At 62.3% G+C, this 25,887-nt stretch carries 22 protein-coding genes; 8 read left to right on the forward strand and 14 right to left on the reverse strand.

Annotation, left to right across the window (positions count from 1 at the left end):
* Nucleotides 1-112: 112 nt before the first annotated feature.
* The 12 genes from phaZ to gshB all read right to left on the reverse strand — a co-directional run bounded on the left by phaZ (nt 113) and on the right by gshB (nt 11,541).
* Nucleotides 113-964, reverse strand: a complete 852-nt coding sequence (phaZ, locus tag UIA24_RS04270) for a poly(3-hydroxyalkanoate) depolymerase (RefSeq protein WP_065761259.1) — start codon at nt 962-964, stop codon at nt 113-115.
* Between the two features lie 61 nt (nt 965-1,025).
* Nucleotides 1,026-2,705 carry a class II poly(R)-hydroxyalkanoic acid synthase gene (gene phaC, locus UIA24_RS04275; protein WP_330522260.1) on the reverse strand — a complete coding sequence of 560 codons (1,680 nt, stop codon included), beginning with the start codon at nt 2,703-2,705 and terminating at the stop codon, nt 1,026-1,028.
* 349 nt (nt 2,706-3,054) lie between these two features.
* On the reverse strand, nt 3,055-3,432 hold the full coding sequence (locus UIA24_RS04280; protein WP_330522261.1) for a DUF971 domain-containing protein: 378 nt from the start codon (nt 3,430-3,432) through the stop codon (nt 3,055-3,057).
* Between the two features lie 45 nt (nt 3,433-3,477).
* Entirely contained in the window at nt 3,478-4,815 is a 1,338-nt protein-coding gene (gene hslU, locus UIA24_RS04285; RefSeq protein ID WP_099773368.1) for an ATP-dependent protease ATPase subunit HslU, read from the reverse strand.
* Nucleotides 4,816-4,892: 77 nt separating this feature from the next.
* On the reverse strand, nt 4,893-5,423 hold the full coding sequence (gene hslV, locus UIA24_RS04290) for an ATP-dependent protease subunit HslV (RefSeq protein ID WP_065761255.1): 531 nt from the start codon (nt 5,421-5,423) through the stop codon (nt 4,893-4,895).
* A 237-nt stretch (nt 5,424-5,660) separates the two neighbouring features.
* On the reverse strand, nt 5,661-6,932 hold the full coding sequence (locus UIA24_RS04295; RefSeq protein ID WP_330522262.1) for a dihydroorotase: 1,272 nt from the start codon (nt 6,930-6,932) through the stop codon (nt 5,661-5,663).
* Nucleotides 6,929-7,933 (reverse strand): aspartate carbamoyltransferase catalytic subunit, encoded by a 1,005-nt coding sequence (locus UIA24_RS04300; RefSeq protein ID WP_065761896.1) that lies wholly within the window; start codon nt 7,931-7,933, stop codon nt 6,929-6,931. Before UIA24_RS04300 ends, UIA24_RS04295 begins: the two co-directional genes overlap by 4 nt.
* A gap of 12 nt (nt 7,934-7,945) precedes the next feature.
* Nucleotides 7,946-8,467, reverse strand: a complete 522-nt coding sequence (gene pyrR / locus UIA24_RS04305) for a bifunctional pyr operon transcriptional regulator/uracil phosphoribosyltransferase PyrR (RefSeq protein WP_065761897.1) — start codon at nt 8,465-8,467, stop codon at nt 7,946-7,948.
* 51 nt (nt 8,468-8,518) lie between these two features.
* Complete coding sequence (ruvX, locus tag UIA24_RS04310; protein WP_163935928.1) at nt 8,519-8,959, reverse strand: Holliday junction resolvase RuvX; 441 nt, start codon at nt 8,957-8,959, stop codon at nt 8,519-8,521.
* A complete protein-coding gene (locus tag UIA24_RS04315) occupies nt 8,959-9,528 on the reverse strand; it encodes a YqgE/AlgH family protein (RefSeq protein ID WP_330522263.1) in 570 nt (189 codons plus the stop codon). The genes ruvX and UIA24_RS04315 overlap by 1 nt, the downstream gene beginning before the upstream one ends.
* 52 nt (nt 9,529-9,580) lie before the next feature.
* A complete protein-coding gene (locus tag UIA24_RS04320; protein WP_099773369.1) occupies nt 9,581-10,486 on the reverse strand; it encodes an energy transducer TonB in 906 nt (301 codons plus the stop codon).
* A 101-nt stretch (nt 10,487-10,587) separates the two neighbouring features.
* Entirely contained in the window at nt 10,588-11,541 is a 954-nt protein-coding gene (gene gshB / locus UIA24_RS04325) for a glutathione synthase (RefSeq protein ID WP_065761333.1), read from the reverse strand.
* Between the two features lie 201 nt (nt 11,542-11,742).
* On the opposite strand from gshB, the gene pilG reads away from it, so the two are divergent.
* Genes pilG through trhA form a run of 7 tightly spaced genes read left to right on the forward strand, consistent with a single transcriptional unit; the run spans nt 11,743 to nt 21,629 of the window.
* Nucleotides 11,743-12,153 (forward strand): twitching motility response regulator PilG, encoded by a 411-nt coding sequence (gene pilG / locus UIA24_RS04330; protein ID WP_330522264.1) that lies wholly within the window; start codon nt 11,743-11,745, stop codon nt 12,151-12,153.
* A gap of 45 nt (nt 12,154-12,198) precedes the next feature.
* Entirely contained in the window at nt 12,199-12,564 is a 366-nt protein-coding gene (pilH, locus tag UIA24_RS04335; protein WP_065761330.1) for a twitching motility response regulator PilH, read from the forward strand.
* Entirely contained in the window at nt 12,561-13,115 is a 555-nt protein-coding gene (locus tag UIA24_RS04340) for a chemotaxis protein CheW (protein WP_065761329.1), read from the forward strand. The genes pilH and UIA24_RS04340 overlap by 4 nt, the downstream gene beginning before the upstream one ends.
* A 15-nt stretch (nt 13,116-13,130) precedes the next feature.
* Nucleotides 13,131-15,164, forward strand: coding sequence for a methyl-accepting chemotaxis protein (locus tag UIA24_RS04345; protein ID WP_065761328.1), 2,034 nt, complete (start codon nt 13,131-13,133; stop codon nt 15,162-15,164).
* Nucleotides 15,165-15,184: 20 nt separating this feature from the next.
* Complete coding sequence (locus UIA24_RS04350; RefSeq protein WP_330522265.1) at nt 15,185-20,497, forward strand: Hpt domain-containing protein; 5,313 nt, start codon at nt 15,185-15,187, stop codon at nt 20,495-20,497.
* A complete protein-coding gene (locus tag UIA24_RS04355; protein ID WP_330522266.1) occupies nt 20,490-20,957 on the forward strand; it encodes a chemotaxis protein CheW in 468 nt (155 codons plus the stop codon). Before UIA24_RS04350 ends, UIA24_RS04355 begins: the two co-directional genes overlap by 8 nt.
* A gap of 54 nt (nt 20,958-21,011) precedes the next feature.
* Nucleotides 21,012-21,629 carry a PAQR family membrane homeostasis protein TrhA gene (gene trhA, locus UIA24_RS04360; RefSeq protein WP_330522267.1) on the forward strand — a complete coding sequence of 206 codons (618 nt, stop codon included), beginning with the start codon at nt 21,012-21,014 and terminating at the stop codon, nt 21,627-21,629.
* On the opposite strand, the gene UIA24_RS04365 is transcribed toward trhA, so the two are convergent.
* Together UIA24_RS04365 and UIA24_RS04370 are read right to left on the reverse strand one after the other, a co-directional pair.
* The gene (locus UIA24_RS04365; protein WP_065761325.1) at nt 21,626-22,345 is read right to left on the reverse strand and encodes a 16S rRNA (uracil(1498)-N(3))-methyltransferase; all 720 of its coding nucleotides are present in this window, start codon (nt 22,343-22,345) and stop codon (nt 21,626-21,628) included. The genes trhA and UIA24_RS04365 overlap by 4 nt on opposite strands.
* A 79-nt stretch (nt 22,346-22,424) precedes the next feature.
* The gene (locus UIA24_RS04370) at nt 22,425-23,831 is read right to left on the reverse strand and encodes an adenosylmethionine--8-amino-7-oxononanoate transaminase (protein WP_330522268.1); all 1,407 of its coding nucleotides are present in this window, start codon (nt 23,829-23,831) and stop codon (nt 22,425-22,427) included.
* A gap of 191 nt (nt 23,832-24,022) precedes the next feature.
* On the opposite strand from UIA24_RS04370, the gene UIA24_RS04375 reads away from it, so the two are divergent.
* Nucleotides 24,023-25,789 (forward strand): flavin monoamine oxidase family protein, encoded by a 1,767-nt coding sequence (locus UIA24_RS04375; RefSeq protein ID WP_102052697.1) that lies wholly within the window; start codon nt 24,023-24,025, stop codon nt 25,787-25,789.
* The last annotated feature ends 98 nt before the right edge of the window (nt 25,790-25,887 follow it).

Consider the following 25,887-nt stretch of genomic DNA (forward strand, 5'->3'; position numbering starts at 1 on the left):
TCCGTCGTCAAGCCATCAACACACTCATCCATGCAAGTGCGGCACCAACTGCGCTTCGCGGTTCTGGCGGAGCCTTTCTCCCACGCACGCAAGCGACAGGCCAGGGCACCGCTCAACCGCCAGGTGCAGGCCGAGGATGCATCACGGCCCGCTGGCGCTCCTGCTGGAGGAAATTCATGATGATCGGTGCGACGGCCTCGGCCCGGGTGACAAGGAACAGATGGCCGTCGTCGATTATGTGTAGCTGGGCATTGGGAATTCGCCAGGCCAGCAGGCGCATATTGATCAGTGGGATCAAGGGGTCGTCGTCACCGGCCAGCACCAGGGTTGGCTGCTGGATCTTGTGCAGCCAGTGGATGCTGGTCCAGCCAAGCCCGGCGAACAGTTGCCAGTAATAGCCCAGCTTGCCCGAAGAGCGCACCTTGGCCGCGTGTGACAAGGCCAGGTCCGGGTCGCGGCGAAATGCACCGCCATAAATGTCCGGGGCAATGCGGATGACATGGGAGGGCTGTATGTAGCGCCTCGGGCTGGCCATCAACCACAGCACCTTGGGCTTGCCGGGGACCATGACCGCACCGGCAGCGGTCGCCGCCAGTACCAGTTTCTTGCAGCGTTCCGGGTAGTCATGGGCGAACTGTTGCGCCAGAGCGCCACCCCAGGAAACCCCGATGACATTGACCTGGCCATAGTCCAGGTAATCGAGCATGCGTGCGGTCAGTTTGGCCAGGCCTGGAAAGCGGTACGGGCGGCGCGGGGTGGAGGAGCCGCCGACACCGGGCACGTCAAAGGCGATCACTTCCAGGTCCGGGTCCAGCGCCTGGATGAATGGAAACACCAGTTCCAGGTTGGCCCCAATGCCGTTGAAGATCAGCAAGGGCGTCAAGTGCGATTTGCCGGGGCGAACTGCCGTTCGGATGGATTGACCATCCAGATCGACAGTTCTGAAAACGTACGGTTGCGGCATGCGCGAGCCCCTGTGATGGATAAAGCGCCGTGCCCCTCGGCAGGCCACGGCGGCGGGTGTATCAACGCTCGTGAACGTAGGTGCCCGGTGCGGCTTCGCCTGCGCTGTAGGCCTTGCTGCCAAGGCGTGTCGGTGCTTTTTTCAGCTCTCCCGAGCGCTCTGTCAGCCAGTTTTGCCAGTGCAGCCACCAGGAGTCTGGGTGCTTGATGGCGTTTTCCTGCCATTCGCTGGCCTGTGACAACAGCTCACCTCCCGTCAGGTAGCGTGCCTTGGGGTTGCCCGGCGGGTTGAGGATGCTCTGGATATGGCCGCTATTGGACAGCACGAACTCCACGTTGCCGCCGAACAGCTGTGCGGATCTGTAGCAGGACTGCCACGGTGTGATGTGGTCGGCAGTACCGGCGACGTTGTAGATGTCGCTGGTGACCTTCTTCAGGTCGATAGGGGTACCGCACACTTCCAGTGCATCGGCGCGGGTCAATGGGTTGTTCTTGAACATTTCGATCAGGTCGCCGTGAAAGGCGGCTGGCAGGCGCGTGGTGTCGTTGTTCCAGAACAGGATGTCGAACACGGGAGGTTCATTGCCCAGCAGGTAGTTGTTGACCCAGTAGTTCCAGATCAGGTCGTTGGGCCGCATCCAGGCGAATACCTTGGCCATGTCGCGGCCTTCCAGCACGCCGGCCTGGTAGGAGTGTCGCTTGGCGGCTTCCAGGGTCTGCTCGTCGACGAACAGTGCTACCTGATTGTCGAGGGTGGTGTCGAGTACGCTGACCAGCAGGGTCAGGGCATTGACCTTGTTCTCGCCCAGCGCCGCATAATGGCCGAGCAGCGCGGTGCACGTAATCCCACCGGAGCAGGCGCCGAGCATGTTCAGGTCTTTGCAGCCGGTAATCGCCAGCACGGCGTCGACGGCTTCTTTCAGTGCATCAATGTAGGTCGACAGGCCCCATTCGCGTTGAGCCTTGGTCGGGTTTCGCCAACTGACGATAAAGGTCTGCACGTTGGAGCGCAGGCAGAAGCGTGCCAGGCTTTTCTCCGGGCTCAGGTCAAAGACGTAGAACTTGTTGATCTGCGGCGGTACCACCAGCAGCGGGCGTTCAAGCACTTGCTCGGTGGTTGGCTGGTACTGGATCAGCTCCAGTACTTCGTTGCGGAACACCACGGCGCCTTCGGTGGTGCCCAGGTTCTTGCCAACCTCGAAGGCGTCCATGTTGACCTGGCTGGGCATGCCGCCGTTGTTCACCAGATCCTTGGCCAGGTGGGACAAACCATCCAGCAGGCTCTTGCCGCCCGTTTCGAAAAAGCGCTTCACCGCAGCCGGGTTGGCAGCCGTATTGCTCGGGGCCATGGCTTCGGTCATCAGGTTGATGACGAAGTGGCCACGGCTGATGTCCTGTTCCGACAGATTGCTGTCGTCGATCCAGTCGTGCAACTCCTTGCGCCAGGCCAGGTAGGTCTGCAGGTAGCGGCGATACAGCGGGTTCTGGCTCCAGGCCGGGTCGTTGAAGCGACGATCATCGCTCTCCGGTTGCAAGCTGGACTTCCCGAAGAGGACATCCTTGAGTTCCATGCCGAAGTGCGCGACATGCTTGGCACTGTGCAGCGGCTGGCGGATGGCCTGGCGCAGCACCATACGGGCAGAAGTCAGCAAATCCTTACGGCGCAAGCCCACTACAGGGTTTAAGCCCAGGGTGTTTTCCGAGGCTTGGCGCTGCAGGTCATCGTTGTTCTTGTTGCTCATCTACGACGCTCCGTTGTCCTGAGACGAGTACCGGTTTTGGCTGTGGCGGTGGCACAGGAGAGGCCGGTACTACTGCTCGGGTGACCAGTGATAACGAACTGCGTACAGCGTGTCTGGATGAAAACGAAGGCGCGTCGTGCGGGTGGTCTTTGCGTGAGAAGACAGCCTGCGCTCGCTCGCGACTTCGGCATCTCGACTAGAGCCTGCAAAAAAACCGATGCAGGGAACTTGCCAGATCCATTGGTAACCCGACGTTAAGGTGTTGCGCACGCCAGCCATCCATTGGCTGTGCAGAGGCATTCAAGCAGATCAAATTAGAAAATGCGCTCTAAAACGCAAGAGTGCCTGATTAGAGCATCAGTTTGATGACAGACTCGGAAGGGTCGCGGGATTTGCCGGCTTTGGCCAGTTCCTCCAGGTACTCGGCCCAGAGCTGTTCCTGGCGCAGGCACAGTTGCTCAAGGTATTCCCAGGTGAACAGACCGCTGTCGTGGCCGTCATCGAAGGTCAGTTTCAGTGCGTACTGGCCGGCTGGTTCGATCGCGCTCAGGCCGACCCCGAGCTTGCCGAATTGCAGGATGGGGCTGCCGTGGCCCTGGACCTCGGCGGAGGGGGAGTGCACGCGCAGGAACTCGGCGGGCAGGTGGTAGACCTCGTTGGGCCCATAGCTGAGGCTCAGGGTCTTGGAGGCTTTGTGCAGATTGATTGCGGTGGGGAGTCGAGTCATAAGCGATCAGGGCCGCGAACGGCCCTGCCTGTAAGAGGGTGAGGCTTACAGAATATAACGAGACAGGTCTTCGTTCTGCGCCAATTCGCCCAGGTGGCTGTTGACGTAGTCGGCGTCGATCTGGATCGGTGTTTCGCTGTGGGCACTGGCCAGGTCGCCAGCGCTGAACGACACCTCTTCCAGCAGGCGCTCCAGCAGCGTGTGCAGGCGACGGGCACCGATGTTCTCGGTCTTCTCGTTGACCTGCCAGGCGATCTCGGCAAGGCGCTTGATGCCTTCCGGGGTGAACTCGATGTTCAGGCCTTCGGTCTTCAGCAGTTCGCGGTACTGTTCGGTCAGCGACGCATGTGGCTCACTGAGAATGCGCTCGAAGTCTTGCGGGCTCAGGGCCTTGAGTTCGACACGAATCGGCAGGCGGCCTTGCAGTTCGGGAACCAGGTCGCTTGGCTTGCTCAGGTGGAACGCACCCGAGGCGATGAACAGGATGTGGTCGGTCTTGACCATGCCCAGCTTGGTGTTCACCGTGCAGCCTTCAATCAGCGGCAGCAGGTCGCGTTGCACGCCCTCACGGGATACATCGGCACCGCCGACGTTGCCACGCTTGGCGACTTTGTCGATTTCGTCGATGAACACGATGCCGTGCTGCTCGACGGCTTCCAGGGCCTTGGCCTTGAGTTCTTCTTCGTTGACCAGGCGCCCGGCTTCTTCGTCGCGCACCAGCTTCAGGGCTTCCTTGACCTTGAGCTTGCGGCTCTTGCGCTTGCCCTTGCCCATGTTGGCGAACAGGTTCTGCAACTGGTTGGTCATCTCTTCCATGCCCGGCGGCGCAGAAATGTCGACGCCCATCGCCTCGGCGACTTCGATCTCGATTTCCTTGTCGTCCAGTTGGCCTTCACGCAGGCGCTTACGGAACAGCTGACGGGTGTTGGAGTCCTGGCTCGGGGCGGCGTCTTCGTTGAAACCTGTGCGGGCCGGTGGCAGCAGGGCGTCGAGGATACGCTCTTCGGCGGCGTCCTCTGCGCGATGGCGCACGCGCACCATTTCCTGTTCGCGCAGCAGCTTGATGGCGGCATCGGCCAGGTCGCGGATGATCGACTCGACGTCTCGGCCCACATAGCCGACTTCAGTGAACTTGGTCGCTTCGACCTTGATGAACGGTGCGTTGGCCAGCTTGGCCAGACGCCGGGCGATTTCGGTTTTACCGACGCCGGTCGGGCCGATCATCAGGATGTTCTTCGGGGTCACTTCGACGCGCAGCTCAGCAGGCAGCTGCATCCGGCGCCAGCGGTTGCGCAAGGCAATGGCGACAGCGCGCTTGGCATCGTCCTGGCCGATGATATGGCGGTTGAGTTCGTGGACGATTTCGCGGGGGGTCATGGACATGGTGATAGGTGGTCCTTTAACGATGAGTTCAGCGTGGAAAAGCCCAGCGATGAAATGCTGGGCGCCAGAACAGCTGGTTACTCCGCCAGGTCCTCTTCCTCGATGGTCAGGTTGTGGTTGGTGAATACGCAGATATCGCCGGCGATACCCAGGGCCGTCTCGGTGATTTCGCGGGCCGACAGGTCGGTCTTCATCAGCAGCGCGCGTGCGGCGGCCTGGGCAAAGTTGCCGCCGGAGCCCATGGCAATCAGGCCATCTTCCGGCTCGACCACGTCACCGTTGCCGGTGATGATCAGCGAGGCATCTTTGTTAGCGACCGCTAGCATGGCTTCCAGGCGGCTCAGGGAGCGGTCGGTACGCCACTCCTTGGCCAGTTCGACGGCAGCGCGGATCAAGTGGCCCTGGTGCTTTTCCAGCTGGCCTTCAAAACGCTCGAACAGGGTGAACGCATCGGCGGTGGCGCCGGCGAAGCCAGCGAGCACCTGGCCATGGTACAGGCGACGAACTTTCTTCGCGTTGCCTTTCATCACGGTGTTGCCGAGTGAAACCTGGCCGTCGCCGCCCATGACGACTTTGCCGTGGCGACGTACTGAAACGATGGTGGTCAAGGGGAGAGTCTCCACGCAGCGGGGCGAAAATGCCGATGCAGACTCATATGGGGGTGATGACGGGTATTTCAACTGCTACGGATGAGCGGTTGTTTTGCTGGCGGGTCTTGCCGGCTTCCCATGTGCCGTCTCAGGCGAGTCGGTCAGGGGGCGCTACGGTCTTACGCTGTCGTTGGCTTAAAAAAGAACCCCCGCTAAAAAGCGGGGGTTCTTCAGCAGCCTGAGGTGTCAGCAGGCTCAGGCTTCGTGGCTGATATGCCCGTCGACCAGGGTGTAACGTACGGCGCCTGGCAGGCAGTGGCCGATGAACGGGCAGTTTTCACCCTTGGAGCGCCATTGTTCGCCCGCGACAGTCGAGGCCTTCGGATCGAACAGCACCAGGTCGGCGGCTGCCCCCACCTTCAGTTCACCAACCGGCAGGCGCAAGGCGTGCGCCGGGCCGCTGGACAGGCGCTGGAGCAGGGTTTTCAGGTCCAGCAGGCCGTCTTCGACCAGCGTCAGGGCCAGCGGCAGCAGCAGTTCGACACTGCTGATACCTGGTTCGGTGGCGCCGAATGGTGCCAGCTTGGCATCACGTTCGTGAGGCTGGTGATGGCTGGAAATGGCCTGGATTACACCGGCTTTCACGGCCTCGCGCAGGCCTTCGCGGTCGGCCCGGGTGCGCAGCGGCGGCTGGACGTGGTAAAGGCTGGAGAAGTCCACCAGCGCTTCATCGGTGAGGATCAACTGGTACAGGGCGACATCGGCGGTCACGGGCAGGCCACGGGCCTGGGCCTGGGCAATCAGCTCGACGCCGCGGGCGCTGGTCAGTTGGCTGAAGTGTGCGCGCACGCCGGTTTGTTCAACCAGCAGCAGGTCACGCGCCAGCGCCACGGTCTCGGCGGTTTCGGGAATACCCGGCAGGCCGAGGAAACTGGCCATTGCGCCTTCATGGGCGAGGCCGCCCTGGGCCAAGTCGCGGTCCTGGGAGTGGAAGATCACCGTCAGGTCGAAGGTGGCGGCGTATTCCAGTGCGCGGCACAGGGTGCGGGTGTTGGCAAAGCCGCTCAGGCCATTGCCGAAGGCCACGCAGCCCGCATCTCGCAGGGCTATCAGTTCGGCCAGTTGCTCGCCTTCCAGGCCTTTGCTCAAGGCGCCGATCGGGAATACTTTGGCATGCCCGGCTTCACGGGCGCGGTCGAGAATCAGCTCGGCGACTGCCGAGGTATCCAGTATTGGCTTGGTCCGTGGCGGGCAGCACAGGCTGGTGACGCCACCGGCTGCAGCAGCACGGGTTTCACTGGCAATGGTGCCTTTGCGGCTGTAACCCGGCTCACGCAGGGCGACGCTGAGGTCGACGAGGCCCGGAGCAGCCACCAGGCCTTGGGCATCCAGGCTGCGCGCAGCGTTGAAGCCGGCCGGGGCGGCGCCGATGGCAACGATCTTGCCCGCGTCGATGTGCAGGTCGTTGACCTGGTCCAGGCCGCTGACCGGGTCGATGATCCGGGCGCCGAGAATGCTGAGGGTCACTGGGCGTTCTCCTGCTCGAATTGACGTTGTGCGGTCTGGCCGCTCATGGCCATGGACAGTACGGCCATGCGCACGGCAATGCCGTAGGTGACCTGATTGAGGATGACCGAGTGGGCACCATCGGCCACGGCCGATTCGATCTCGACCCCACGGTTGATCGGCCCCGGGTGCATGACGATGGCGTCCGGTTTGGCGCCGGCCAGGCGCGCGGTGGTCAGGCCGAACAGGCGATAGAACTCGCCCTCGCTCGGCAGCAGGCCACCCTGCATGCGCTCACGTTGCAGGCGCAGCATGATCACCACGTCGACGTCTTTCAGGCCTTGCTCCAGGTCGGTGTAGACCTTCACGCCGTACTGCTCGATGCCCACTGGCAGGAGGGTTTTCGGGCCGATCACGCGGATGTCCGGGCAGCCCAGGGTTTTCAGCGCGAGCATGTTCGAGCGGGCGACCCGCGAGTGCAGGATGTCGCCAACGATCGCCACCGAGAGGTTCTCGAAGCTGCCCTTGTGCCGACGGATGGTCAGCATGTCGAGCATGCCCTGGGTCGGGTGTGCGTGACGGCCGTCGCCACCGTTGATGATCGCCACGTCCGGGCACACGTGCTCGGCAATGAAGTGTGCGGCACCGGAGTCGGCATGACGGACCACGAACATGTCGGCCGCCATGGCCTCGAGGTTGCGCAGCGTGTCGAACAGCGTCTCGCCCTTGCTGGTCGAGGAGGTCGACACGTTCAGGGTGATCACGTCCGCCGAGAGTCGCTGGGCAGCCAGCTCGAAGGTGGTACGGGTACGGGTGGAGTTCTCGAAGAACACGTTGCACACGGTTTTACCGCGCAGCAATGGGACCTTTTTCACGGCCCGGGCACCGACTTCCAGGAAGGAGTCGGCGGTATCGAGGATTTCGGTCAGCAGTTCGCGGGGCAAACCGTCGAGCGAGAGAAAGTGGCGCAGCTGGCCCTGATCATTGAGCTGCAGCGGGCGCTTGGCGTCGATTGGCGTCATCGCGGGGGACTCTTAAAGTGCGGAAACGGTGGCGAGGTCCTGGCGCTCTAGGGCGAGCGGGGCGGGGCCGAGCAATTTTACCCGTTCATGGGCAGCCAGGGACAGGGTTGCACCGACCACATTCGGACGGATCGGCAGTTCGCCAGCGTCCAGGTCGAGCAGGCAGACCAGGGTGACACTGGCTGGACGGCCGTAATCGAACAGTTCGTTGAGGGCGGCGCGGATGGTACGACCGCTCATCAACACGTCATCCACCAACACCAGGTGCTGGCCTTCGATCTCGAAGGGCAGCTCTGACGGGCGCACTTGCGGGTGCAGGCCGTTCTGGCTGAAGTCGTCGCGGTAGAACGATACGTCCAGTGTGCCGAGCGCGGCGTCCTGTTGGCCAAGGGCTTCAAGCAGTGCCTGGGCAACCCATACACCGCCCGTGCGGATGCCAATGTAGCGCGGCTCGGTGATGTTACGGCGGGCCAGATGCGCCTGCAGGTCGCTGGCCATCTGCCGGATCAGTTCGGCGGGGTTGGGTAGGCTCATGCTTGCTCCTCAAGAGGCCGGGCGCTAATACGGTCCGGCTTGAATCCGTGATCAGGGTTGCATCAGCCCGGCATTGGCTTCCAGCCACCCTTGCAGCAGCAGGGCGGCGGCAATGGCGTCGACCGGGTTGTCGCGGTAGCTGCCGCGCTGACCGCCACGGGCCATGCGCTCGCCCTTGGCTTCAAAGGTGGTCAGGCGTTCATCGTGGGTATGCACAGGCAGGTTGAAGCGGCCATTCAGGCGGCGGGCGAATTTCTCGGCGCGGGCGCTCATTTCGCTGGGCGTGCCGTCCATGTTCAACGGCAGGCCGACGACAATTGCATCGGGCTGCCATTCCTTGATCAGTTTTTCCACCTGGGCCCAGTCCGGTACGCCGTTCTGCGCTTTCAGCGTGCACAGTTCGCGGGCTTGCCCGGTGATCATCTGGCCAACGGCCACGCCAATCTGTTTGCTGCCATAGTCAAAACCCAGCAGGAGCCTTGGTGCACTCATCAGGCGTGCCCCGCCTGGCTGGTCAGCAGGCTGAGGTTGATCCCCAGGCTGGCGGCGGCCGCTTCAAGGCGCAGGTCACTGGCCAGGCCGAAGATGATCTCGGGATCGAATGGGCAATTGAGCCAGGCATTGTCCGCGAGCTCTGCCTCAAGCTGCCCGGCTTCCCAGCCGGCATAACCCAGGGTGATAAGGCTGTTTTCCGGGCCTGTACCGTCGGCAATGGCGAACAGGACGTCCTGCGAGGTGGACAGCGACAAGCCTTCGAGCTCGATGGTTGCCTGGTAGGTCGGGCCGCGGCTGTGGAGCACGAAACCGCGGTCGGTCTGTACCGGGCCACCCATGTAGATGGGTATCTGCAGGCAGCGCGTTGGCGTTTCGGTGTCCGGTCGCAGTTGCTCGAGGATATCGGCCAGGTTCAACTCCTGTGGCCGGTTGACCACCAGGCCCATGGCGCCGCTCTCGTTGTGTTCGACGATGTAGGTCAGGGTCTGGGCAAAGTTCGGATCGGCCATGTGCGGCATGGCAATCAGAAACTGGTGCTTGAGGTAGGTCGGGGCGATGTTCTTCATGACCCTTAGTGTGGCGTTGAGGCGCCCTACTGACAAGCCTGAGGCACGCCCTTTAATTGCTCGAAAGGCGGTCGCCGCGGGCGAAGCGCCAGGTACGGATGATCTCCAGCCGGTCGATGTCGGCAAGATCCCCGGTGAAGGGCGCAAATGGCGCCGCCAGGCGCACGATACGTTGTGCTGCCTGATCGAGCAGCGGTTGCCCGGACGACTCCAGTACCAGCACCTCATAGAGCGAGCCGTCGCGGTTTATCGAGACCATCAGGCGCAGGCTGCCATAGATCTGCTGGCGGCGCGCTTCGTCGGGGTAATTGAGGTTGCCAATGCGCTCGACCTTCTTGCGCCATTCCTCTTTGTACCAAGCGCCTTTGTCGCGCATGGTCGAGGCTGCATTGAGCCGATGAATGCGTGGGCGCTTGGCGTAGGCTTGCTGTTCATGGGCCAGTTCGGCCTCAAGGCTGGCGATCTGGCTGGACAGTTCCGAGCTGTCGAATTCCGGTACTGCCACCTTGGGTTTTGGTTGCGGTTTGACTTCCTTGGGCCGGGTTTCGACTTTCTGCGGTTTGGCGGCCTGGGTGGTGACCACAGCCTTGGGTGGTGTCGGCTGCGGCAGCACTTCCTGCCGTGCGGCAGGCGGTGGCGTTACCTTGTTGATCGTGCTGTCCTGGAAGGGCGCCAGTTCAGTGGTCTTGGGCACCGCTTTCTTGTCCAGGGTGCCGCTGCCTTTCTGGTTGTCCTGAGCCAGGAAGTCCGCTTTCTTTGGTGGCGCTTCACTCTTGAAGGTGGCCAGGGTGATTTCCAGGGTCCGCCGAATTTCTTCGGGTTTGGCAAAGGTAAAGCTCAGGCCCAGGATCAGCGCCAAGTGCAGCAGCGCCGCCAGAAAAAGGGTAAAGCCGAGCCGGTCCGCCGGGCGAACGCGGGGCGGGGCAAAATCGGCGGGGATGTCGGCGGGGAGCGTCATGGGTTATCCAGCAGCCGGGGTGAAACCGGCAAAGCGGGCGGCCAGGTCGAAAAAAGGACCGGCATCATAACCCACTCTGCGTAGTTTCCCTGCCTCGACTGTCAGCGTGCCTTGAGCTTGCGATCAATGGCGTCCATCAACTGCACGCCAATCCGGGTACCGAAGGCGTTATCGATTTCGCGGATGCAGGTCGGGCTGGTGACGTTGATTTCGGTCAGGTGCTCGCCAATCACGTCCAGGCCGACAAACAGCAGGCCTTTCTCGCGCAGGGTTGGGCCGACCTGTGCGGCGATCCAGCGGTCGCGCTCGGTCAACTCGCGGGCTTCGCCACGTCCGCCGGCAGCCAGATTGCCGCGTGTTTCACCGCTGGCCGGAATCCGTGCCAGGCAGTAGGGCACTGGCTCGCCGTCGATCATCAGGATGCGCTTGTCGCCATCCTTGATGGCCGGCAGGTAGGCTTGCGCCATGATCTGCTGGGTGCCATGGGCCGTCAGTGTTTCAAGGATCACCGACAGGTTGGGGTCGCCCACGCGGTGGCGGAAAATCGACGCACCGCCCATGCCGTCCAGCGGCTTGAGGATGACGTCACCGTGCTCGGTGGCAAAGTCGCGCAGGATATCCGGGCGGCGGCTGACCACGGTCGCCGGCGTGCAGTGCGGGAACAGGGTGGCGAACAGCTTTTCGTTGCAGTCACGCAGGCTCTGTGGGCGGTTGACCACCAGCACGCCCGCGGCCTCGGCCTGCTCCAGCAGGTAGGTGCTGTAGACGAACTCCATGTCGAAGGGCGGATCCTTGCGCATCAGGATGACGTCCAGGTCGCTCAGGGCGCCGTCGGTTTCCGCTTCCAGGTCGAACCAATGCTCGGGGTCGGCAAACACGCGCAGTGGGCGCATCCGTGCCCGGGCCTGGCCCTCGCGTTGGTAAAGATCCTGCTGCTCCATGTAGAACAGCGACCAGCCGCGTTCCTGGGCGGCCAGCAGCATGGCCAGCGAGCTGTCCTTCTTGTAGGAGATGCGCGCAATGGGGTCCATGACAATCCCGAGGCGAACGCTCATGGGGTATATCCTCTCGGCGGCAACGGGCCGCAGTGGCTCAAATGAAAAGTGGCGTCAGGGTGGCGCCGGCGACGCTGGCGGTCAAGCGGAAAACGCATCGTGGGCGACCCCGGCGCAGGCCGATGGAATGCACCTTGAGAGTGTGCTAAAAAGGCCTGGCATGTGGCCTGCACGGCCCTTCCAGGCGATGGTAGAGCAATTATGGGACAGTCCGAAGCGGCATTGAAGGTGATGGTCATCGACGACTCGAAGACGATTCGTCGTACCGCGCAGATGTTGCTCGGCGAAGCCGGTTGCACCGTCATTACCGCCACTGACGGTTTTGACGCCCTGGCCAAGATTGTCGACCACCATCCCGATATCATTTTCGTCGATGTGTTGATGCCGCGCCTGGACGGTTACCAGACCTGCGCAGTGATCAAACACAACAGTATGTTCAAGGATACGCCGGTGGTCATGCTGTCATCCCGTGATGGGCTGTTCGACAAGGCCCGCGGCCGGGTTGTCGGCTCTGATCAGTTTTTGACCAAGCCTTTCAGCAAGGAAGAACTGCTGGACGCGATCAAGGCGCATGTGCCGGGTTTCGCCGCAGAAGCACAACACGCACCCTGATGCTGCGCACCTGGCGCGGCATCCTTTCCTTCGATGGGGAATAGCATGGCCCGAGTTCTGATCGTCGATGATTCGCCGACTGAAATGTACAAATTGACCGGAATGCTCGAAAAACACGGGCATCAGGTGCTCAAGGCTGAAAATGGCGCCGACGGTGTGGCACTGGCGCGCCAGGAAAAGCCCGACGCGGTACTGATGGACATCGTCATGCCGGGCATGAACGGCTTCCAGGCGACCCGCCAACTGAGCAAGGACCCTGAGACCAGTGGTATCCCGGTGATTATCGTGACCACCAAGGATCAGGAAACCGACAAGGTCTGGGGCACGCGTCAGGGCGCCCGCGACTACCTGACCAAGCCGGTGGATGAGCAGACCCTGATCAAGACCCTCGACGGCGTACTCAAGGGTTGACCACCCGGCCCAAGGGCGAGTCGCTGACGGCATTTGAACTGCTGTTGGACATCGACCGCCGCTGCCGCCTGTTGGCGGCCGACCTGCCGTTACAGGAGACCCGCCTGCAGAGTTGGAGCGGGATCGGCTTTCGTATCGCTGAACAGTGGTTTGTCGCGCCGATGCAGGAAGTCGCCGAAGTGCTGCAGGAGCCCCGCCTCAGCCGTATCCCCGGGGTCAAGCCCTGGGTGCTTGGCGTCGCTAACCTGCGTGGGCGGCTATTGCCGGTGATGGACCTGTGTGGGTATTTCGGCCTGGCCCAGAGCGGTTTGCGCAAGCAGCGCCGCGTACTGGTGCTGGATCACCAGGAGGTGTTTGCCGGGCTGCTGGTCGATGAAGTTGCCGGTCTGCAGCACTTTCCGCTGCGCAGCCTGGACCTTTCCGTGCCGTCGCCGCTGTTGGCCGGGGCAGGGCCATTTGTTCAGGGCCACTTTCAACGTGAGCGTTGCTGGGGAATCTTCAGTCCATTTGCCCTGTCGCAGGCAACGGGCTTTCTCGATGTGGCGCTGTAAAGGAATGTCGAACCCGTGACCAAGACCTTTCCCTCGGTACAAGGCTCTCGCAGCAGCGCGCAGATTGCCGTGCTGTTTATCGTGCTGATCCTGTCGATCATCCTGTTGTTCGCCAATTTCGCCTACCTCAATACCCAGGCCAATTACGACAAGCAGTACATCGGGCATGCCGGCGAGTTGCGCGTGTTGTCCCAGCGTATTGCCAAGAACGCCACTGAAGCGGCTGCGGGCAAGGCTCGGGCCTTCAAGTTGTTGAGTGATGCACGCAATGACTTTGAGCAGCGTTGGGGCTATTTGAAGAAGGGCGATCACGCCACTGGCCTGCCCTCCGCTCCGCCTGCCGTGCGCAGCGAAATGGAGGCCGTGCTGAGTGACTGGGAAAACCTGCGCAAATACACCGATACGATCCTGGCCAGTGAGCAGACCGTGTTGTCGCTGCACCAGGTGGCGGCAACCCTGTCCGAGACGGTTCCGCAGTTGCAGGTCGAGTACGAGAAGGTCGTGGAGATCCTCCTCAAGAACGGCGCCCCGGCCAGCCAGGTCGCGGTAGCCCAGCGCCAGGCGCTGTTGGCCGAACGCATTCTCGGCTCGGTCAATACAGTGCTGGCCGGCGATGACACCTCCGTTCAGGCCGCCGATGCCTTTGGGCGCGATGCGACGCGCTTTGGTCAGGTCCTTGAGGGCATGCTGGCGGGCAACCCGTCGATTCAACTGACCCGTGTTCAAGACCCCGATGCCCGTGCTCGCCTGACTGAAATCGCGGAACTGTTCCAGTTCGTCGCGGGCTCCGTGGACGAAATTCTCGAGACGTCCCCCGAGTTGTTCCGGGTGCGTGAAGCGGCCAGCAACATTTTCAACCTGTCGCAGACCTTGCTCGATGAGGCCTCGCGCCTGGCCAATGGCTTCGAGAACCTGGCCGCAGGGCGCACGCTGGACACCGTTGGCGGCTACGCGTTGGGTCTGCTGGCACTGGCCTCGATTATTCTGATCGGCCTGGTGATGGTGCGTGAAACCCATCGCCAACTGCATGAGACGGCAGAAAAAAATGAGCGCAACCAGCAGGCAATCATGCGCCTGCTGGATGAAATCGAAGACCTGGCCGACGGCGACCTGACCGTCACTGCCTCGGTCACCGAGGACTTTACCGGAGCGATTGCCGACTCGATCAATTACTCGATCGACCAGCTTCGCGACCTGGTGGCGACGATCAACCAAAGTGCCGAGGAAGTTGCCAGCGCGGTGCAGGATACTCAGACCACAGCCCGTCAGTTGGCCAAGGCGTCCGAGCACCAGGCTCAGCAGATCAGTGATGCGTCGATGGCCGTCGGTGACATGGCTGAATCGATCGATCGGGTTTCGACCCACGCCTATGAGTCGGCCAAAGTGGCTGAGCGAGCGGTGGCGATTGCCAACAAGGGCAACGAGGTGGTTCACAACACCATCCACGGCATGGACAACATCCGTGAGCAGATTCAGGACACCGCCAAGCGCATCAAGCGCCTTGGCGAGTCTTCTCAGGAAATCGGCGATATCGTCAGCCTGATCGATGACATTGCCGATCAGACCAACATTCTTGCGCTCAACGCTGCGATTCAGGCGTCCATGGCCGGTGAGGCTGGACGCGGTTTCGCCGTGGTCGCTGATGAAGTGCAGCGCTTGGCTGAGCGTTCGTCTTCGGCGACACGGCAAATCGAGGCGCTGGTGCGAGCGATTCAGGCCGATACCAACGAAGCCGTGATTTCCATGGAACAGACCACCGCCGAGGTGGTCCGTGGTGCTCGCCTGGCCCAGGATGCCGGGGTGGCCCTTGCAGAAATCGAAGGGGTGTCGCAGACCTTGGCCGAGCTGATTCTGAGCATCTCCGATGCCGCCCAGCTGCAAACGTCTTCGGCCGGGCAGATCTCCCATACCATGGCGGTGATTCAGCAGATCACCTCGCAAACCTCGTCCGGCTCGACCGCGACGGCCGAGAGCATTGGCAATCTGGCCCGTATGGCCAGTGAAATGCGGCGTTCGGTGTCGGGCTTTACCTTGCCGCCGGCTCGCTGACCCTGACTACTGGAGGGCTTATGGTTGATCGTCACGCTACTGTTGCCCTGGTCTGGGTCAATGCCGCCATTGCCGAGTGCCTGGGTGCTGCGCGCAAGTCGCTGGAGCATTTTGCCGCTGAACCGGGGGATATCGAGGTACTGGCCGACGTTGTCGAGCCGATACATCAGGTTGTGGGTTGTTTGCAGATGCTCGAATTGCAGGGGGCTGTGCTGCTGGCCGAGGAGGTGGAGCAACTAAGCCTGGCCTTGCAGCAACGGCGCGTGGCCGCCCGCGGTGAAGCGCTGGGCGCCTTGTTCCGGGGGCTGGATCAGTTACCCCTGTACCTGGAGCGTCTGCGTGCTGCCGGGCGTGACCTTCCGTTGGTGCTCCTGCCGCTGCTCAACCCATTGCGTACGGCTCGCGGTGCCGAGCCACTGCTGCAACCCCCGTTGAATGATGTGCCGCCGAGCGAGCCTGACGTTGCCCAGGGGCAAGGCAACCTGGAGTTGTCCCTGAGTGGGCTGCGCGACCGCTTGCAGGTCGGCTCGGACCGTGATGCCTTGCGTTCGGTGGTCGCCGCTGTCTGTGAAGACTTGCGATGGGCCAAGGAGCGCCTGGACCTCTTTGTGCGCGGCGACCGTCAGCAGGTCGATGAGCTGGAGGCGCTGCTGGCGCCCTTGCGACAGACGGCCGATACCCTCGCGGTGCTTGGTTTTGGCCAGCCGCGCCGGGTCATCATCGATCAGGTTTCGGTCTTGCAGGGGCTGGCACGCGGGCAGCGCGCCCCGGACGATGCCGTATTGATGGATGTGGCGGGTGCGTTGCTGTATGTCGAGGCGACGCTGGCCGGCATGGTCGGTTCGATTGATTCGCCTGGGCAGGCCCAGCCGCCGGGTGCCGATCTGGCTGAAGTACGCCAAGTGGTCTTTGATGAATCTCATGGGGTGCTGCAGCAAGCCAAGGAACTGATCGCCGATGCCTTGGAGGGCGGTTGGGAGCGCCAGCGCCTGGAGCCACTGCCTGGGTTGTTCACGCAAGTTCGTGGTGCCTTGGCGATGCTCATGCTGCCACGTGCGTCGCGCCTGTTGCGCTACTGTGGCGACTATGTCGAAAGCCGCTTGCTCGGCAGTGAGCAACTGCCGGATGCCAGTGCCCTGGAGCCTTTCGCCGATGCCATCTGCAACCTTGAATGTTACCTGCAGTACCTGAGCGCTGATCCTCAGGCGCAGGTCGAGCGCTTCCTTGAGCAGGCTGAGTGTAGTTTCACGGTGCTGGGGTATGTGCTTGAGTCGCCGCGTGCCGAGACGTCGGCGCCGGTCGAGGCAGCCGACGCGACGATCGATGACGAGCTTCGCGAGGTGTTTCTCGAAGAGGCCGAGGATGTTCTTCAGCACTTGAATGAGCAGTGGGTCCAGTGGCGCCGTGATACGCGCTTGCGACCGGTGTTGGTCGAGCTGCGTCGAGGCTTTCATACCCTCAAGGGTAGCGGGCGGATGGTGCATGCACTGGTCGTGGCTGAACTGGCGTGGTCGGCAGAACATCTGCTTAACCGCATGCTCGAAGGCCGTGTGGCGCCGGGGGAGCCGGTACTGGCAAGCCTGGAACAGGCGTTGGCGCTGTTTCCAGCGTTACTGGCCGAGTACGCCGAAGGCCGGCCACTGATGAACGAGACGGTGGAGCAGTTATCACTGCACTTGCATGCCTTGGCCATGAACGATGTACCGCAGACCGACAACGCCGAGGCCATTGACCCGCAGTTGCTGGAGATCTTCCGCAATGAAGCGCAGGCCCATTTGGCCAGCCTTGATGCGTTCCTGCAGAGTGCCGATGAGCAACTGCCGTTGCTGGTCAGTGACGACCTGCAACGGGCCCTGCACACCCTCAAAGGCAGCGCGGCAATGGCGGGGGTGGTGCCGATTGCTGAGCTGGCGGCTGCCCTTGACCTGCTCGTACGTGAGTACAAGGCTCATCAATTGGGTGTTGATCTGGACGAGATCTACCTGCTGCAAACCGCTGATGCCTTGTTGCACCGGGGCCTGGAGCAGCTCGACAGCACACCGTTGGCACCGATCATGGGTGCCGAGCTGCTGATCGAACAGGTAGATCAGGTGGTGAAGACCCGTTTGCGTGCCTTGCTGGAGGCGCCTAGTGCAGGCCTGCGGGTCAAGCGTGACCCACAGTTGATTGCCAGCTTCCTGGCGCAGGGCATGGACATTCTGCTTGATGCCGAGTCGTTGCTGCTGCGTTGGCAGGAACACCCCGAGCAGCGTCAGGAGCTGAGCGCCCTGCTCGACGAATTGACCACGCTGGGGCAGAGCGCACACCTGGCGGACCTCTGGCAGGTGGATGAGCTCTGCGAGGCCTTGCTCGATCTCTACGGCGCTGTTGAGGAAAGCAGTGTTGTGGTCAGCCCGCGTTTCTTCGAGGAGGCGCAGCATGCCCATGAGGCGCTGATCGGCATGCTCGACCAGATCGCTGCGGGCCAGGAAGTTCAGGCCAGCCCTGAGCACCTGCGCGCCTTGCGTGAACTGTTGGAGGAGGGGCTGGACCCTGCCGCCATGGGCCTGGTTCGTAGCGCCGGCGGGCAGTCGCAGGTGCATGAGTTGGGTGAGGCGACGGCGGCCCTGGCCGAGCAGTTACCCGACGAAACGCTGGTGCAATTGTTCCTCGAAGAGGCCGTGGATATTCTCGAGGGGGCTGATCAGACCCTGGCACGCTGGCGTGTCGAGCCTGAAAACAGCGCCGCGCTGTCATCGCTGCAGCGCGATTGGCATACCCTCAACGGTGGCGCCCAGATGGCTGGCGTCAGTGCCGTAGCCGAACTGGCCCAGGCACTGGAAAGCTTCTATGAGGGCCTGGTGGATCGGCGTTTCAATGCATCGCCAGCGCTGTTTGAACTGCTGCTCGACAGTCACGCATTGTTGGCCCGGATGCTCGACCAGTTACAACAGGGCCAGATGCCGCTATCGGCGCTTGACGCGCTCACGGCCTTGCGTGAGTTCCGCCAGGAGGAAGCCGGGCCTGCGCCGGTTCAGCCGGTGACACAGAAGCCGGCAGAAGAGGGCGACAAGGAGCTGCTGGAGATTTTCCTGGAGGAAGGTTTCGATATCGTCGAAAGCTCTGGGGCAGCCTTGTTGCGCTGGCAGGCTGAGCCACGCAATACGCTGGAAGTGGAGAACCTGTTACGCGATCTGCACACCCTGAAAGGGGGCGCGCGGATGGTCGAGATCGCACCGATTGGCGACCTCGCCCATGAACTGGAGTTTCTGTTTGAGCAGTTGGCCGCCGGTCAGCTTCAGCCCAGTGCGGCGCTGTTCAGCCTGCTGCAGAATTGCCATGACCGCTTGGCACACATGCTCGATGCAGTGCGCCTGCAGCAACCGCTGCCTGCCCCCACCGCACTGATCGACTACATCCGTAATTTCACCAGTGCTGCGGTCAGCGAAAGCCAACCACAAAGCGACAGCGTGGTAGCCGAGGCGCCTGCCCCGACGCCTGAACGACCGGCGGCTGACCAGGTGAAAGTGGCTGCTGAGCTGCTCGACGACCTAGGCAACCTCGCCGGTGAGAATTCCATCATTCGCGGGCGTATCGAGCAGCAGGTGAATGATGCGCAAACGGCGCTGGGTGAAATGGAAACCACGCTGGAGCGGATGCGTGACCTGTTGCGTCGGCTCGACAGCGAAACCCAGGGCCGCGCGCTCGGTGCGCAGCCGAGCGAAGGCGAACCGCTGGGTTATGAAGAGTTCGACCCGCTGGAAATGGACCGTCACTCGCAATTGCAGCAGTTGTCCCGTGCGTTGTTTGAGTCGGCTTCGGACCTGCTCGACCTGAAAGAGACCTTGAGCGTACGCGCCCACGAGGCGCAGGCCCTGTTGCAGCAGCAGGCACGGGTGAATACCGACCTGCAGGAAGGCCTGATGAGTACGCGCATGGTGCCGTTCGAGCGCATGGTACCGCGCCTGCAGCGAGTGGTTCGCCAGGTCGCCAGCGAGTTGGGCAAACAGGTCGAGCTAGTGGTTGGCAATGCCGAAGGCGAGTTGGATCGCAGCGTGCTTGAGCGCATGGTCGCACCGTTGGAACACATGTTGCGCAACGCAGTCGACCATGGCCTGGAGCCCCGGGAGGTGCGCCTTGCCGCAGGCAAGCCGGAGCAGGGGCTGATTGCCTTGAACCTGCTGCATGAAGGCGCCGATATCGTCATCGAGATGTCGGACGACGGTGCCGGTGTGTCGTTGGAGGCCGTGCGCCGCAAGGCCATCAAGCGCGGGCTGCTGGACCCGGGCGCCGAGATCAGTGATCACGAGGTCATGCAGTTCATTTTGCAGCCAGGGTTCTCCACCGCTGAAAAAATCACCCAGATCTCCGGTCGAGGGCTGGGGATGGACGTGGTACATGAGGAGGTCAAGCAACTGGGCGGGTCGATGATCATTGACTCGATCCCGGGTAAAGGTGCGCGCTTTCTGATTCGCTTGCCGTTTACTGTGTCGGTCAACCGGGCGTTGATGGTGCACAGTAGCGATGAGCAGTATGCGATCCCGCTGAACACCATCGAGGGTATCGTCCGGGTGCCTCCGGCCGAGCTCGAAGCCTGTTATCAGCTGGATCCTCCGCGTTATGAGTACGCTGGGCACCGTTATGAACTGCACTACCTGGGGGGGCTTCTGGAGGATCTGCCGCCACCTCGCTTGCTCGGCCAGACCCTGCCCCTGCCCGTGCTGTTGGTGCATTCTCAAGAACAGCAGTTTGCGGTTCAGGTCGATGCCCTGTCCGCCAGTCGCGAGATCGTGGTCAAGAGCCTGGGGCCGCAGTTCGCTTCGGTTCAAGGGCTGTCCGGGGCGACCATCCTGGGGGATGGGCGAGTGGTGCTGATTCTCGACTTGCTCGCCCAGTTGCGCGCGCAGCAGTCGCGCCCCGCCCAACAGCCAAGTGCCGAGCGTGGCTCACTGCATACGTTGGCCGAGCGTACCGTCATGCGCCCACCGCTGGTGTTGGTCGTGGATGACTCGGTGACCGTGCGCAAGGTCACTGGGCGCCTGCTTGAGCGCCACGGCATGAACGTCTTGACCGCCAAGGATGGCGTCGACGCCATGGCGTTGTTGCAGGAGCACCGCCCGGACGTGGTCTTGCTCGACATCGAAATGCCGCGCATGGATGGCTTCGAGGTCGCGACCCGGGTTCGCCAGGACCCGCGGCTCAAGGACCTGCCGATCATCATGATCACGTCGCGTACCGGGCAGAAGCACCGTGACCGGGCGATGGCCATTGGCGTGAATGAATACATGGGCAAGCCGTATCAAGAGTCGGTGCTGCTGCAGAGTATTGCCCAGTGGAGTACGCACAATGCTTGAACAACCCGTCCGCAACGGGGGGCGTAGCAGCCTGACCGGTCTGCTACTGCCGCTGAGTGATCGCTGCCTGGTGTTGCCGAACGTCGCGGTGGCCGAGCTGATTGGCTATCGTCCTGGCATGCAGGTGTTGGAGGGTTTCGACTGGCACCTGGGGTGGATCGACTGGCGCAATCAGCGCTTGCCTCTGATCAGTTTCGAGGCCGCGTGTGGCGGCTCAACACAGGTGGGCGAGCGGGCACGGATCGTCGTGCTCAACTCGCTGGGCGACAGCCGCCTGCGCTTCATGGCGTTGCTGGTGCAGGGTATCCCGCGCTCCTGCAAGCTGGACAGCCAGCTCAACTACGTTGATGTGCCGTTGGCCCCGCTGGAGTTGGCGGCCGTGCAGGTCGGTGAGTTGGTGGCGCGGGTGCCGGATCTGGTCGCCTTGGAGCGTCTACTACTAGAGGCGGGGGTGGTTTGAGGCGAATGCCTGTGTAGCATGAGCCTGCAAGAGGACCTTGGAGGACAGCGCCACATGTACCATGGTGAACGCTTCAATGCATGGACCCACCTCGTCGGCGCGCTACTGGCCGCTGTCGGCGCGACATTGCTGATAGGGATTGCCGTACTGCAAGGCGACCCCTGGAAAATTGTCAGCCTGACGATCTACGGCTTCACCTTGCTGTTGCTGTACAGCATCTCCACGCTTTATCACAGCGTACGCGGCAAGGCCAAAACGGTCATGCGCAAGCTTGATCATCTGTCGATCTACCTGCTGATTGCGGGCAGTTACACGCCATTCTGCCTGGTCAGTTTGCGTGGCCCCTGGGGCTGGAGCCTGTTTGGCACCGTCTGGGGGCTGGCAGTGATCGGTATGCTGCAGGAAATCAAACCGCGCTCCGAGGCGCGGGTGATGTCGATCGTCATCTACGCGGTGATGGGATGGATCGTGCTGGTCGCGGTCAAACCGCTACTGGCCAGCCTGGGCACTGCGGGGTTTGCCTGGCTGGCCGGTGGTGGGGCGTTCTACACCATCGGGATCATCTTCTTTGCCTATGACAGCCGCTTTCGCCATTGGCACGGCATTTGGCATCTGTTCGTCATCGCTGGCAGCCTGATGCATTTTGTCGCGGTGTTTTTCTACGTGCTTTAGAAATCACCCCACAGTTGTTGGGCAACGGCCAGTGCTACCACGGGTGCGGTTTCCGTGCGCAGGACCCGTGGGCCCAGGCGTGCGGCGTGGAACCCGGTGCTCTTGGCCTGTTCCACTTCCGCCTCCGAGAGGCCGCCTTCGGGGCCAATCAAGAAGGCCAGGTGCTCGGGTCTGGCGTGGCTGACCATTGGCTCGGCGACCGGATGCAGGACCAGCTTCAGCGTTTCGTCGCGTTGCTTGAGCCAGTCGGCCAGCAGCATAGGGGCATGAATGACCGGCAGGCGTGAGCGACCGCACTGTTCGCAGGCGCTGATCGCTACCTGGCGCCAATGGGCCAGGCGCTTGTCGGCGCGCTCGTCCTTGAGGCGGACTTCACAGCGCTCGCTGACAATCGGGGTGATTTCGTTGGCACCCAGCTCGGTGGCCTTCTGGATTGCCCAGTCCATCCGCTCGCCGCGTGACAGGCCTTGGCCCAGATGGACGTGCAGCATCGACTCGGCTTGGCCCGGCAGGGTTTCGCTGAGCACCACGCGCACGTTTTTCTTGCCGACTTCCAGCAACTCGCCGAGGTATTCCTGGCCGCTGCCGTCAAACAGCTGTACAGCGTCGCCAGTGGCCATGCGCAGTACGCGGCCGATGTAATGGGCCTGGGCTTCAGGCAGGTCATGCTCGCCAAGGCTCAGCGGGGCATCAATGAAAAAACGGGACAGTCTCATGTCGGTCTCTGAATCAAAACGGGCGATTGGCGCATTGCTCACCCCCGAAGGCCGGTAGGGCCGGCCCCCAGGGTGTGCGCTAGCCCGGATCGCGGAAGTCAGGGTGGAAGTTACTGGGCACGGCAACGCTCAGGCTGTCACGCGTGGCGAGGTCGATGCCTTCACTGGCGACTTCGGCAAGGAAATCGATTTGTTCCGGGGTGATGACATACGGCGGCAGGAAGTACACCACGCTGCCCAGTGGGCGCAGCAGTGCGCCGCGGCTCAGCGCGTGCTCGAAGACTTTCAGGCCGCGCCGTTCCTGCCACGGGTAAGGCGTCTTGCTGGCCCTGTCCTGAACCATCTCGATGGCCAGGGTCATGCCCGTCTGGCGCACTTCGGCCACATGCGGGTGATCGGCCAGGTGTGCCGTGGCGCTGGCCATGCGCTGGGCCAGGGCCTTGTTGTTCTCGATGACGTTGTCTTGCTCGAAGATATCCAGGGTCGCCAGGGCCGCCGCGCAGGCTAGCGGGTTGCCGGTATAGCTGTGCGAATGAAGGAACGCGCGCAGGGTCGGGTAATCGTCGTAGAACGCGTTGTACACCTGATCGGTGGTCAGGCAGGCGGCCAGCGGCAGATAGCCGCCGGTCAGGGCCTTGGACAGGCAGAGGAAATCTGGCCGGATGCCAGCCTGCTCGCACGCGAACATCGTTCCGGTGCGGCCGAAGCCTACGGCGATCTCGTCGTGGATCAGGTGAACCCCGTAGCGGTCACAGGCTTCGCGCAACAGCTTGAGGTACACCGGATGGTACATGCGCATGCCACCGGCACCCTGAATCAAGGGCTCGACAATGACTGCCGCGATGGTCGCATGGTGTTCGGCCAGGGTCTGCTCCATGGCCGCGAACATCGTGCGCGAATGCGCCTCCCAACTGACCCCTTCTGGGCGCAAATAGCAGTCTGGGCTTGGTACTTTGATCGTATCGAGCAACAGCGCCTTGTAGGTTTCGGTGAACAGCGGGACGTCACCGACCGACATGGCCGCGATGGTTTCGCCGTGGTAGCTGTTGCTCAGGGTGACGAAGCGCTTTTTCTCCGGCTGGCCTTGGTTCAGCCAGTAGTGAAAGCTCATTTTCAGTGCGACTTCGATGCAGGAAGACCCATTATCGGCGTAAAAACACCGATTGAGTCCGTCAGGCGTGAGCTTGACCAGGCGCTCGGAAAGTTCGATGACCGGTTGGTGACTGAAACCGGCCAGAATCACATGCTCAAGTTGATCGACCTGATCCTTGATGCGCTGGTTGATGCGTGGGTTGGCATGGCCAAACACATTCACCCACCAGGAACTGACCGCATCCAGGTAGCGTTTGCCTTCAAAATCCTCGAGCCAGACGCCTTCGCCGCGCTTGATCGGGATCAGCGGCAGTTGCTCGTGGTCTTTCATCTGGGTGCAGGGGTGCCACAGGACCTTGAGGTCACGTTGCATCCACTGTTGATTCAGGCCCATCGGCTCTCTCCTGGCGATGCGTATTCGGGTATGCGCGCAAGCCTATGCAAAGCGTTGGAGGAGAACAACCCATAGTGCGTGATCCTGCCCTGGCTCGCTGGCGAGGCCGACAATGCTGGCGTATCCTTCACGCAGCTTTCTTGGGGTGTTCACCCCCCACTTCTATCTGCCTTTGATCCGGAGTTCGCCAAATGTCTGCTGGTTGGCTGCGCGCGTGCGCGTTAGTAATGATTGGGCTGTTCAGTACGGGGGCATTGGCGGCCGCCAAGCAGCCGACGGCGATTGTCGTCGGCGGTGGCCTGGCGGGCCTGACCGCTGCCTATGAATTGCAAAGCAAGGGCTGGCAGGTGACCTTGCTGGAAGCCAAACCCAGCATGGGTGGGCGTTCAGGCCTGGCCACCAGCGAGTGGATTGGCAACAGCAAGGCACAGCCGATCCTCAACAAGTACCTGGACACCTTCAAGCTCAGCACCCTGCCGGCGCCCGAGTTCGTTCGTACGCCGGGCTACCTGATCGACGGCGAGTACTTCAGCGCTGCGGACCTGGCAACCAAGCAGCCGGCCACCGCCGAGGCCATCAAGCGTTATGAGAAAACCCTCGACGACCTGGCCCGTTCGATCAACGACCCGGAAAACCCGGCGGGCAATAGCACCCTGTTCGCCCTGGATCAGATGAACGTCGCCACCTGGCTGGACAAGCTGCAACTGCCCGCTACCGCGCGGCAGTTGATCAACCAGCAGATCCGTACCCGTTATGACGAACCATCGCGCCTGTCGCTGTTGTATTTCGCCCAGCAGAATCGAGTCTATCGTGGCGTCAACGACCGTGACCTGCGTGCCGCCCGCCTGCCTGGCGGCAGCCCGGTATTGGCCCAGGCGTTCGTCAAACAGCTGAAAACCATCAAGACCAGTTCGCCGGTCACGGCGATCAGCCAAGACAAAGACGGTGTTACCGTCAAGGTCGGCAGTGTCGGTTACCAGGCGGATTACGTGGTCCTGGCCGTGCCATTGCGGGCGTTGGCCAAGATCCAAATGACGCCGGGCCTGGACAACCTGCACCTGGCGGCGATCAAGGGCACCAACTACGGCTGGCGCGATCAGCTGATGCTGAAGTTCAAGACGCCAGTCTGGGAAAGCCGTGCGCGGATGTCCGGTGAAATCTACAGCAACACCGGCCTTGGCATGCTCTGGATCGAACCTGCGCTGAAGGGCGGTGCCAACGTAGTGATCAACCTGTCGGGTGACAACGCTCGCCTGCTTCAGGCGTTCGGCGACAAACAGATGGTCGATCAGGTGTTGATCCGCCTGCACGCGTTTTATCCACAGGCGCGAGGAGCGTTTACCGGCTATGAGGTGCGTCGTTACAGCACCGACGCGGGTACTGGCGGCTCCTACCTGGCGTTTGGTCCGGGGCAGATCAGCAAGTACTGGCGCCTGTGGGAGCGCCCTATGCAGCGCATCGCCTTCGCGGGTGAGCACACCGATGCGCTGTACCCCGGCACGCTCGAAGGTGCCCTGCGCAGCGGTCAGCGCGCGGCCAACCAGGTACAGGACCTGGCTGCGGGTAAAACCGTCGACCCGCTTAAAGCCGCAGCCGTTGGCGCTGCAGCTGCAACGGCAGGCGCCGTTGCAGCCAAGGAGAGCAAGCCAGGCTTCTTCTCGCGTCTGTTCGGTGGCGCTGACAAACCGGCAGCACCACCTGCGGTGAAGGCTGTGCAGGCTGCTCCAGCGCCGGCTCCAGTGGCTGCACCTGCCCCAGTGGCGCCGCCTGTGGCTCCTGTAGCGAAAGAGGAACCGGCCAAGGTTGCGCCCGCCAAGGCTGCCCCTGCCAAGGCTACGCCGTCGAAGAAGCCGGTAGCCAAGAAGACAGCAGCCAAGCCGGCACCGGTGAAAAAAACCGCTGCCAAGGCTGAGCCCGTGAAGAAAAAGACCACCAACACTCAGGCCAGCGCTCAGTAGCCTGTTACCGATGTAGCGGCCGGCTCGTTCAAGAGCCGGCCTTGCCGGCAATCCCCATGCCGGCCTCGTTCTGATGCCTCTCCACACCCGTTGCCATT

The sequence above is a fragment of the Pseudomonas sp. AL 58 genome (assembly GCF_036348395.1).
Classification (GTDB): Bacteria; Pseudomonadota; Gammaproteobacteria; order Pseudomonadales; family Pseudomonadaceae; genus Aquipseudomonas; species Aquipseudomonas defluvii.

Excerpts from the sequence above, each read along its gene's own strand:
- phaZ (WP_065761259.1), bottom strand. The coding sequence starts at position 964 with ATGCCGCAACCGTACGTTTTCAGAACTGTCGATCTGGATGGTCAATCC.
- phaC (WP_330522260.1), bottom strand. The coding sequence starts at position 2,705 with ATGAGCAACAAGAACAACGATGACCTGCAGCGCCAAGCCTCGGAAAAC.
- UIA24_RS04280 (WP_330522261.1), bottom strand. The coding sequence starts at position 3,432 with ATGACTCGACTCCCCACCGCAATCAATCTGCACAAAGCCTCCAAGACC.
- hslU (WP_099773368.1), bottom strand. The coding sequence starts at position 4,815 with ATGTCCATGACCCCCCGCGAAATCGTCCACGAACTCAACCGCCATATC.
- UIA24_RS04300 (WP_065761896.1), bottom strand. The coding sequence starts at position 7,933 with ATGACGCCAATCGACGCCAAGCGCCCGCTGCAGCTCAATGATCAGGGC.
- pyrR (WP_065761897.1), bottom strand. The coding sequence starts at position 8,467 with ATGAGCCTACCCAACCCCGCCGAACTGATCCGGCAGATGGCCAGCGAC.
- ruvX (WP_163935928.1), bottom strand. The coding sequence starts at position 8,959 with ATGAGTGCACCAAGGCTCCTGCTGGGTTTTGACTATGGCAGCAAACAG.
- UIA24_RS04315 (WP_330522263.1), bottom strand. The coding sequence starts at position 9,528 with ATGAAGAACATCGCCCCGACCTACCTCAAGCACCAGTTTCTGATTGCC.
- UIA24_RS04320 (WP_099773369.1), bottom strand. The coding sequence starts at position 10,486 with ATGACGCTCCCCGCCGACATCCCCGCCGATTTTGCCCCGCCCCGCGTT.
- gshB (WP_065761333.1), bottom strand. The coding sequence starts at position 11,541 with ATGAGCGTTCGCCTCGGGATTGTCATGGACCCCATTGCGCGCATCTCC.
- pilG (WP_330522264.1), top strand. The coding sequence starts at position 11,743 with ATGGGACAGTCCGAAGCGGCATTGAAGGTGATGGTCATCGACGACTCG.
- pilH (WP_065761330.1), top strand. The coding sequence starts at position 12,199 with ATGGCCCGAGTTCTGATCGTCGATGATTCGCCGACTGAAATGTACAAA.
- UIA24_RS04350 (WP_330522265.1), top strand. The coding sequence starts at position 15,185 with ATGGTTGATCGTCACGCTACTGTTGCCCTGGTCTGGGTCAATGCCGCC.
- UIA24_RS04355 (WP_330522266.1), top strand. The coding sequence starts at position 20,490 with ATGCTTGAACAACCCGTCCGCAACGGGGGGCGTAGCAGCCTGACCGGT.
- trhA (WP_330522267.1), top strand. The coding sequence starts at position 21,012 with ATGTACCATGGTGAACGCTTCAATGCATGGACCCACCTCGTCGGCGCG.
- UIA24_RS04365 (WP_065761325.1), bottom strand. The coding sequence starts at position 22,345 with ATGAGACTGTCCCGTTTTTTCATTGATGCCCCGCTGAGCCTTGGCGAG.
- UIA24_RS04370 (WP_330522268.1), bottom strand. The coding sequence starts at position 23,831 with ATGGGCCTGAATCAACAGTGGATGCAACGTGACCTCAAGGTCCTGTGG.
- UIA24_RS04375 (WP_102052697.1), top strand. The coding sequence starts at position 24,023 with ATGTCTGCTGGTTGGCTGCGCGCGTGCGCGTTAGTAATGATTGGGCTG.